General features: G+C 34.1%; 4 protein-coding genes. All 4 read right to left on the bottom strand.

Annotated elements, in window-relative coordinates:
* Window positions 1–1,367, bottom strand: a 1,367-nt coding sequence (locus B3C18_RS02075; RefSeq protein WP_291141594.1) for an ATP-binding protein, incomplete at its 3' end; no start/stop codon positions are given.
* A gap of 370 nt (window positions 1,368–1,737) precedes the next feature.
* On the bottom strand, window positions 1,738–4,473 hold the full coding sequence (locus B3C18_RS02070) for a M16 family metallopeptidase (protein ID WP_291141591.1): 2,736 nt from the start codon (window positions 4,471–4,473) through the stop codon (window positions 1,738–1,740).
* Between the two features lie 199 nt (window positions 4,474–4,672).
* Window positions 4,673–6,289 carry an asparagine synthase B gene (gene asnB, locus B3C18_RS02065; protein ID WP_291141588.1) on the bottom strand — a complete coding sequence of 539 codons (1,617 nt, stop codon included), beginning with the start codon at window positions 6,287–6,289 and terminating at the stop codon, window positions 4,673–4,675.
* 312 nt (window positions 6,290–6,601) lie between these two features.
* Window positions 6,602–8,230 (bottom strand): asparagine synthase B (gene asnB, locus B3C18_RS02060; RefSeq protein WP_291141585.1); only part of this gene is annotated, 1,629 nt, incomplete at its 5' end.

Here is an 8,230-nt window from a genome sequence, read left to right as displayed (position 1 = left end):
AATGGTAAAATCGCCTGAAAGTTACGATCACGACCTTGTTTTGCTGTTCCACCAGCCGAATCTCCCTCGACAAGGTAAACCTCACATCTTGCAGGATCCTGCTCAGAACAATCTGAAAGTTTTCCTGGCAATCCACCGCCGCCCATAACGGTTTTACGCTGCACCATTTCACGTGCTTTCTTCGCTGCGTGACGTGCCTGAGCTGCTAAAATTACTTTTTGAATAATGATTCGGGCGTCATTTGGATTTTCTTCCAAATAATTCTCTAGCATTTCTCCAACTGCCTGAGAAACCGGAGAAACTACTTCTCTGTTTCCAAGTTTTGTTTTTGTTTGTCCTTCGAATTGAGGCTCAGCAACTTTTACCGAAATAATAGCCGTTAATCCTTCACGGAAGTCATCTCCCGCAATTTCGAATTTCAATTTGTCTAACATTCCAGAAGCATCTGCATATTTTTTAAGGGTTCTTGTTAAACCACTTCTAAAACCTTGTAAATGCGTCCCTCCTTCGTGTGTATTAATATTATTTACGTAAGAGAAAATATTCTCTGTGTAACTTGTATTATAAATCAAGGCAACCTCAACCGGAATTTCACCTTTTTCGTGATCCATGCTGATTACGTGTGAGATAATTGGCTCACGGTTTCCATCTAAATAACGAATGTATTCTTTAAGACCTTCATCAGAGTGGAAAACTTCGCTTTTAAATTCGCCTTTTTCATCTACTTCTCTTTTGTCTGTAAACGTAATTGTGATTCCTTTATTTAAGTAAGAAAGCTCACGCATACGTGCTGACAATGTATCATAAGAGAACTCTGTAGTTTGTGTAAAGATTGTATTATCAGGATAAAAAGTCTGACGTGTACCTCTTTTATCTGTTTCTCCGATTTGTTTTACCGGATATAATGATTTTCCTCTTTCGTATTCCTGCTCGTAGATTTTTCCTTCTCTAAAAACAGTCGATTTCATGTGAACCGAAAGTGCGTTTACTACAGAAACCCCAACACCGTGAAGTCCTCCGGAAACTTTATAAGAATCTTTATCAAATTTACCTCCGGCACCAATTTTAGTCATTACAACCTCAAGTGCAGAAACTCCTTCTTTTTTATGTAAATCAACTGGAATACCACGTCCGTTATCTTCAACTGTAACCGAACCATCTTCATTAATTGCAACACCAATAGTATCACAATGTCCGCCCATCGCCTCATCAATAGAGTTATCAACAACTTCATAAACCAAATGATGCAGTCCTCGAACTCCTACATCTCCAATATACATGGATGGACGCATTCTTACGTGCTCCATTCCTTCTAATGCCTGAATACTATCTGCTGAATAATTGTTCTTCTTGATCTCTTCGCTCATATAATTTATTCTAAAAAATGTATTTACTGTCTAACACGCAAATATATAAAAACGCAAGGTATATACCCATAAAATTCCGACTTAAAGCACTTAAGTTATTAACACAATTGTCTTAAAAACCAAAAAATAAATCTAAAAGGCAACTTTAAATTCCAATTTTCATAAATTCGAAATTCTAAAAATAGGAATAACATAAAAAATATCAAATTTCAAAAGTCAGTAAATTCCAATTTTTAAAATTCCAAATTCCAAAATTGGGTTTTATATTATCTAAAAAAGCCAAAACTACATTTTGAATGCATTTTGGCTTTTTACATTTTTAAGTTCCAAATTGGAATTTGGATTTTTTTTTATTGGAATTTCACCTCAATTATTGTTTCTTATTAAAATCCCCAGCGTAAACAGAGGTCATTTTATCTAAAGTCAGGTATTTTTTCAATACTTTATTTACTTCATCCACTTTTAAAGCTTTTACTTTAGTCTCAAGTTGATCATAATCATCAAGAGCTATTCCGTATTGTAAATAAGTATTTACTAGCTCCATTAAGGTATTATCTACGCCTAATCTTGTTTTTCTTTCATTTTGCCAGCTAACCAAATTTGATTTTAATTCTTCAGCTGTAAATCCGTCTTTTAATGCTTTTGCAATTTCCTCTTTTGCCGCTGTTTCAACAGCATTCTTTTTCGTTGGATTCAAGAAAGCATAATAAGTCCACTCTGCCGCATCATTCGTAATTGGCACATCAATAAAAGAACCGGCACCGTAACTAATACCTTCTTTTTCTCTTAACCTCATCGGAATTCTTGCACTTAAAAAACCACCACTTCCTAAAATTTCATTTGCCATAACAAATGCAGGATAATCAGGGTTTTTTCTATCCATTTTAAAACTGATTCTGCCTAGCGCCACAGCATTTTCTTTATCTGGCGTAATAATATCTTTATCTAATTTTTGTGTTTCAAAATAAGCCGGCAAAGCAAGTTCATATTTTGATTTAGAATTCCATTTACCAAATGTACTTTCTAAAATTTCTCCTGTAGTTTTTGCATCTAAATCACCTACTACACTTCCTATTCCATTATTTCCGCCTAAAAAATTGGTATAGAAGTCAACAATTTCAGCTTGTTTTATTTTTTTAAAGGCATCGATTTGTTCCTGAATAGTTGGGGTGTAAAAAATACTTCCTTTTGGATATTTACTAGTTATTCTCGAAAGTTCTGTAAATGCAACAGCTTGCGGATCATTTAAACTAGACTCCAAATACGTGTTATATTCACTGATCGTTTTAGTTAGTTCATTTTCCGGAAAAGTCGAATTAGCTAATAAATCTGCCAAAATTCCCATTACTTCTTTAAAGTGTTCTTTATAAGTATTAACACTAACTGATAATGTTTGTGTCGAAAAATTAAAATTAATTGACGATTTCAATTGATCTAATTTATCCTGAATTTGCTCTTTAGTCTGCGTTTTAGTTCCTGTTTTTAATAATTGGGCCAAAATTCCGGCAATATCACTTTTACCCGTTAAATCTTTTTCATTACTAACCGGAAATTTAAAACTTGCCTGAACTTTTCCGCCTTTTATTTCTTTTTTGATCAATCCGTATTTGATACCATTTGTCAATTTTCCTTCAACAAAATTTTGTTTTAGATTTTTAATTGATGCTTCAAATGGCGCAGCTTCTTTCTCTAAAGCTTTTCCTTTATAATCTTTTGTAAGTGCTAACAACTGTTCATCCGTATATTCAATTGGTTTAATCCTTACTTCATCTTTAGATGGAATAAATATACCCACTGTTCTATTATTAGCTCTAAAATATTTCTCAGCAACTCTTTGAATATCTTCTTTTGTTAATTTCTCAACTGCATCTCTGTATAAATAACCAAGTCTGTAATCACCAGCACCAATAATTTCAGTCAGGTTAATAGCATACGAAATGGTATTATTTTTTACCGATTCTATTTGCTTGATAATTTTTGCTTTTGCTCTGCTTACATCCTGATCTGTATATTTTGTAGTGGTAATTTTATCCAGCTCGCTTCTTACAATATCTTTTGTTGCATATACATCTTTATCATTAGGAACTGCAACTCCAAAATAGATAAAACTTGCGTCTCTTACCGAAGGTTGCCAAAAATAAATGCCTGACACTTTTTGTGTTTCGACTAATGTTTTATATAAATATCCTGATGGATCTGCCGTTAAGATTTCTCCTAAAGCATCAATTGCAGCATAATCTTTATCTGCATAAGATACGGTATGATATAAAGCACCAACATTTTTGCTGTCACCGGCTCTTTTAAGCTCTACATATTTTTCACCATCTTGTGCAGGCTCTATTGTATAGGTTTTATCTAAAACTCTTTTTGGTCTTGGAATGGCTCCAAAATACTGCCCAACATATTGCAATGCTTTTTGTTCATCAAATTTACCTGCAATTATTAAGGTTGAATTGTCTGGCTGATAGTATTTTTCATAAAAAACGCGAAGTGTATTTGCTTTTACCCTTTCAATATCTTCTTTACTACCAATGGTGCTGTTTCCGTAATTATGCCACACGTAAGCCGAAGAAAGAATTCTTTCCTGTAAAACACCGTCGGGATTATTTTCTCCTATTTCAAACTCATTTCTAACTACAGAAAATTCTTTATCAAGATCAGTTTGCAAAATGGTAGAATTAATCATTCTGTCGGCTTCCATTTCGATACTCCATTTTAGGTTTTCATCGCTTGACGGGAATATTTCATAATAGTTGGTTCTGTCCAACCAAGTGGTTCCATTGGCATTTCCTCCTTTATCTGAAAGCATTTTTTTAATATCCCCTAAATTCTTAGTACTTTTAAAAAGCATGTGCTCTAATAAATGCGCCATTCCTTTTTCTCCATACCCTTCATTTCTGGAACCAACATTGTAAACAATATTGACTACCATATTACTTTGAGAAGCATCTGGAATTAAAAGAACTTTTAATCCATTATTTAAAGAATATTCTTTGACACCTTCGACATTTGTGATATACTTGGGTGCCTCTGTTTTTTGTGCATAAACTGAGCCCAATGAAACTAATGAGCAGCATAAAATTCCACTTAGTAATAAGTTCTTCATAAATTGTGTTTAAGGGTTATTTAATTGTTCGTGGTAATCAAATATAGTATTTTTCTGAAATACGTTTTATTCTTATTAACTTACTTTTAGCAATTTACGGGAAACCACAAAAAAAGCCGAAATGAAAATTAAATTCATTTCGGCTTTTTATATTTTAAGTTCCAAATTAGAATTTGGAATTTATTTATCAGAATTTATCTTAAACAGTAACTCCAGATTTTATGCTTTCAAAATTTCCCTGTAAGTGAGCTGCATTTGCTCTTCCGCTTGGATCAAGATTTTCCTGCCATTTCGGAATCCATTTACGAACAGTTTGCGCTGCACTAACCTGCGGATAATATTTGTGGAAAATAGATCTGTAATAATACGCTTCTTTTGTTGTAGGCGTATTATACGGAAACTCTGCACTTGCACCAGCCAATTGCTCGTCTGTAACTTGTGTAGCGCAATATTCGATTAATTCATCAACCCAGTTATATCCTACTCCGTCTGAAAACTGTTCTTTTTGTCTCCATAAAACTTCTTTTGGTAAATAAGGATCATTTGGAGTATCAAAAGCTTTTCTTAAAATATATTTTTCAATTCCTTCATACGTTTTAGGCTGTTTTTCTTCGGTTCTAATTCGAATGGTAACATCTAAAAAATCTGTATCTAAAAACGGAATTCTGGCTTCGATTCCGTTTGCCATTGTTGTTTTATCAACACGAAGTAAATCGGCCGTAAATAACTTCTGAACTCTTTCTATAGTTTCATCCTGAAATTCTTCTGCAGAAGGCGCATTTCTAAAATACAAATGTCCGCCGAAAATTTCATCGGCACCTTCACCTGAAAGAATCACTTTTACTCCTTTATCAATTATCGCTTTTGATAATAAATACATTGGGACTCCTGAACGAACCGAAATAATATCATAAGTTTCGATATGCGAAATCACTTTTTCTAAAATCGCTACACCTTCTTCAACTGTAAAATGCACTTCATGATGATCTGTTCCTAAAAATTCAGCTGCTTTTCTTGCTGAAACATTATCTGGAGCATCAGCATCTAATCCGATAGAAAAAGAGGGCAGTTTTTTACCGCTGTCTTTTAACAATCTAGACGCTATTGCTGAAATCAAAGAGGTATCTAAACCTCCAGACAATACAACTCCAACGGGAACTTCACTCATTAATCTTTTGCGGGTTGCTTCGATTAATGATTCTCGAATTAAATCTAAATCAAGTGGGTGAGTCGCATTTCTATGATCTTCGTATTCTGGGTGATAATATTTTACAAAACCGCTTTTTGCTGTATAATAATGTCCCGGAGGAAAAGTCGAGAATGACTTACATTGATCTGCAATTGATTTCATTTCTGAAGAAAAATAAATTCTTCCTCTTTCATCTAAACCATAATATAAAGGTTTTACACCAATTGGGTCTCTTCCTGCAATATATTTATCTCCATCGATTATTACGAAAGCAAAATCTCCGTCAAGTTTATTACAAAAATCATATCCAAATTCTTCGTACAAATGCACAATTACTTCTGAGTCAGAATTTGTTCTAAAAGTATGATCTTTTAAAACGGTATTTTTTAATTCCTGATAATTATAAATTTCCCCGTCGTGAACCATCCAGGCTTTATCTGTTCCCTGAATAGGCTGTTTCCCCGATTTTAAATCGATAATAGAAAGACTTTCATGACAAAGTATACTGCCATTTTCCATAATGTGCAAATCATTTTCATCAGGGCCGCGATGCGACATTCTTTTTGAAAGTTCTTTTACAAGCTGCGGGTCTTTTCCTTTACCAATAACGGCCAATAATCCAGACATACTATTCTATTTTTTATTTTTATTCTTCTGTTTCAGACTTAAAGTAAGCCGAACATTAAAAAATCATTAAAATTTTCTGTTGAAAGCAAAACTAAATATTATTTTTTGCTTTCTTACATTTTCAATATTAAAATCTTAGGTATTTAACTTTTTTGGGGAATGCCAAATATAAAAAAAGTAAGTTAAATAATTGCCGAAATATTTTTATAAAGAACTGAAATATAGAATTTAACAATTTTAGACAAGAAAGACGTTCTTAAAATAAGAACGTCTTTCTGAAATATATATACTAATTCTAATAATTAAACGTGTTTATGCTTTAACATAGGCATCGTCGTGAACACTTGCCACAGCTCTACCAGAAGGATCGTTCATGTTTTTGAATGCTTCATCCCATTCTAAAGCGATTTTTGTGCTGCAAGCCACACTTGCTTCCTGAGGAACGCATAATGCTGCTGCATCGCTAGGGAAATGTTCTGTAAAGATAGAACGATAGTAATATTCTTCTTTTGAAGTTGGCGTTTGTAATGGGAATTTAAATCTCGCGTTTGCCAATTGCTCATCTGAAACTTCTTTTGCTACCACTTCTTTCAAAGTATCAATCCAGCTGTATCCTACTCCATCAGAAAATTGCTCTTTTTGTCTCCATGCCACACTTTCCGGAAGCATATCTTCAAAAGCCTTACGAACCACCCATTTTTCCATTGGGTGTTCTTTGTTGATCATTTTATCTTGCGGGTTGATGCGCATTGCAACATCCATAAATTCTTTATCTAAGAAAGGAACACGACCTTCAATTCCCCAAGCTGCTAAACTTTTGTTGGCACGTAAACAATCGTACATGTGAAGTTTACTTAATTTACGAACGTTTTCTTCGTGAAACTCTCTTGCATTTGGTGCTTTGTGGAAGTATAAATATCCTCCAAATAACTCATCTGCACCTTCTCCAGAAAGTACCATTTTAATTCCCATTGACTTAATAACTCTTGCCATTAACCACATTGGAGTTGAAGCTCTTACTGTAGTTACATCATACGTTTCCAAGTTATAAATTACATCACGAACGGCATCTAAACCTTCCTGAATGGTGAATTTAATTTCGTGGTGAATGGTTCCGATGTGTTTTGCAACAACCTGTGCCGCTGCTAAATCAGGCGAACCTTCTAAACCAACTGAGAACGAGTGTAATTGCGGATACCAAGCATCTGTTGTATCATCTGATTCTATACGTTTTTGAGCAAATTTTTTGGCTACAGCCGAAGTAATAGACGAATCTAAACCTCCAGAAAGTAAAACTCCGTAAGGAACGTCACTCATTAATTGTCTGTGAACTGCTGCTTCAAGCGCTTTTTTGATTTCTGGAATACTAGTTTCGTTATCTTTAACCGCATCATAATCAACCCAGTCTCTTTTGTACCATTGTACAAATTCTCCGTCTTTGCTTGACAAATAATGTCCCGGAGGAAATAATTCGATTTTTGTACAATATCCTTCTAAAGCTTTCAATTCAGAAGCTACGTAGAAAGTTCCATGCTGATCCCAACCAATGTATAATGGAATAATTCCCATGTGGTCACGAGCTACAAAATACTCATCTTTATCTACATCATAAATTGCAAAACCAAAAATTCCGTTTAATTCATCAACAAAACTTACTCCTTTTTCTCTGTATAATGCTAAAATAACTTCGCAGTCACTTTCTGTTTGAAAGTTATATTTTCCTTCGAATTGTTTACGCAGGTCTCTGTGATTGTAAATTTCACCATTTGCAGCCAAAACCAATTTTTTATCTTCTGTAAATAAAGGTTGTTTTCCTGAAGCTGGATCTACAATTGCCAAACGCTCATGAGAAAGAATTGCTTTATCATTGCTGTAAATTCCGCTCCAGTCTGGTCCACGGTGACGAATGATTTTAGACATTTCTAATACTTGAGGTCTTAA

This window comes from Flavobacterium sp. UBA7680 (assembly GCF_002482975.1).
Taxonomy (GTDB): Bacteria; Bacteroidota; Bacteroidia; order Flavobacteriales; family Flavobacteriaceae; genus Flavobacterium.
Note: the sequence above shows the minus strand (reverse complement) of the source record. Positions and strands in the feature narration are given on the sequence as shown.

What these genes read in the sequence shown, in the direction of transcription:
- asnB (WP_291141588.1), bottom strand. Translation starts at nt 6,289, where the DNA reads ATGTCTGGATTATTGGCCGTTATTGGTAAAGGAAAAGACCCGCAGCTT.
- B3C18_RS02070 (WP_291141591.1), bottom strand. Translation starts at nt 4,473, where the DNA reads ATGAAGAACTTATTACTAAGTGGAATTTTATGCTGCTCATTAGTTTCA.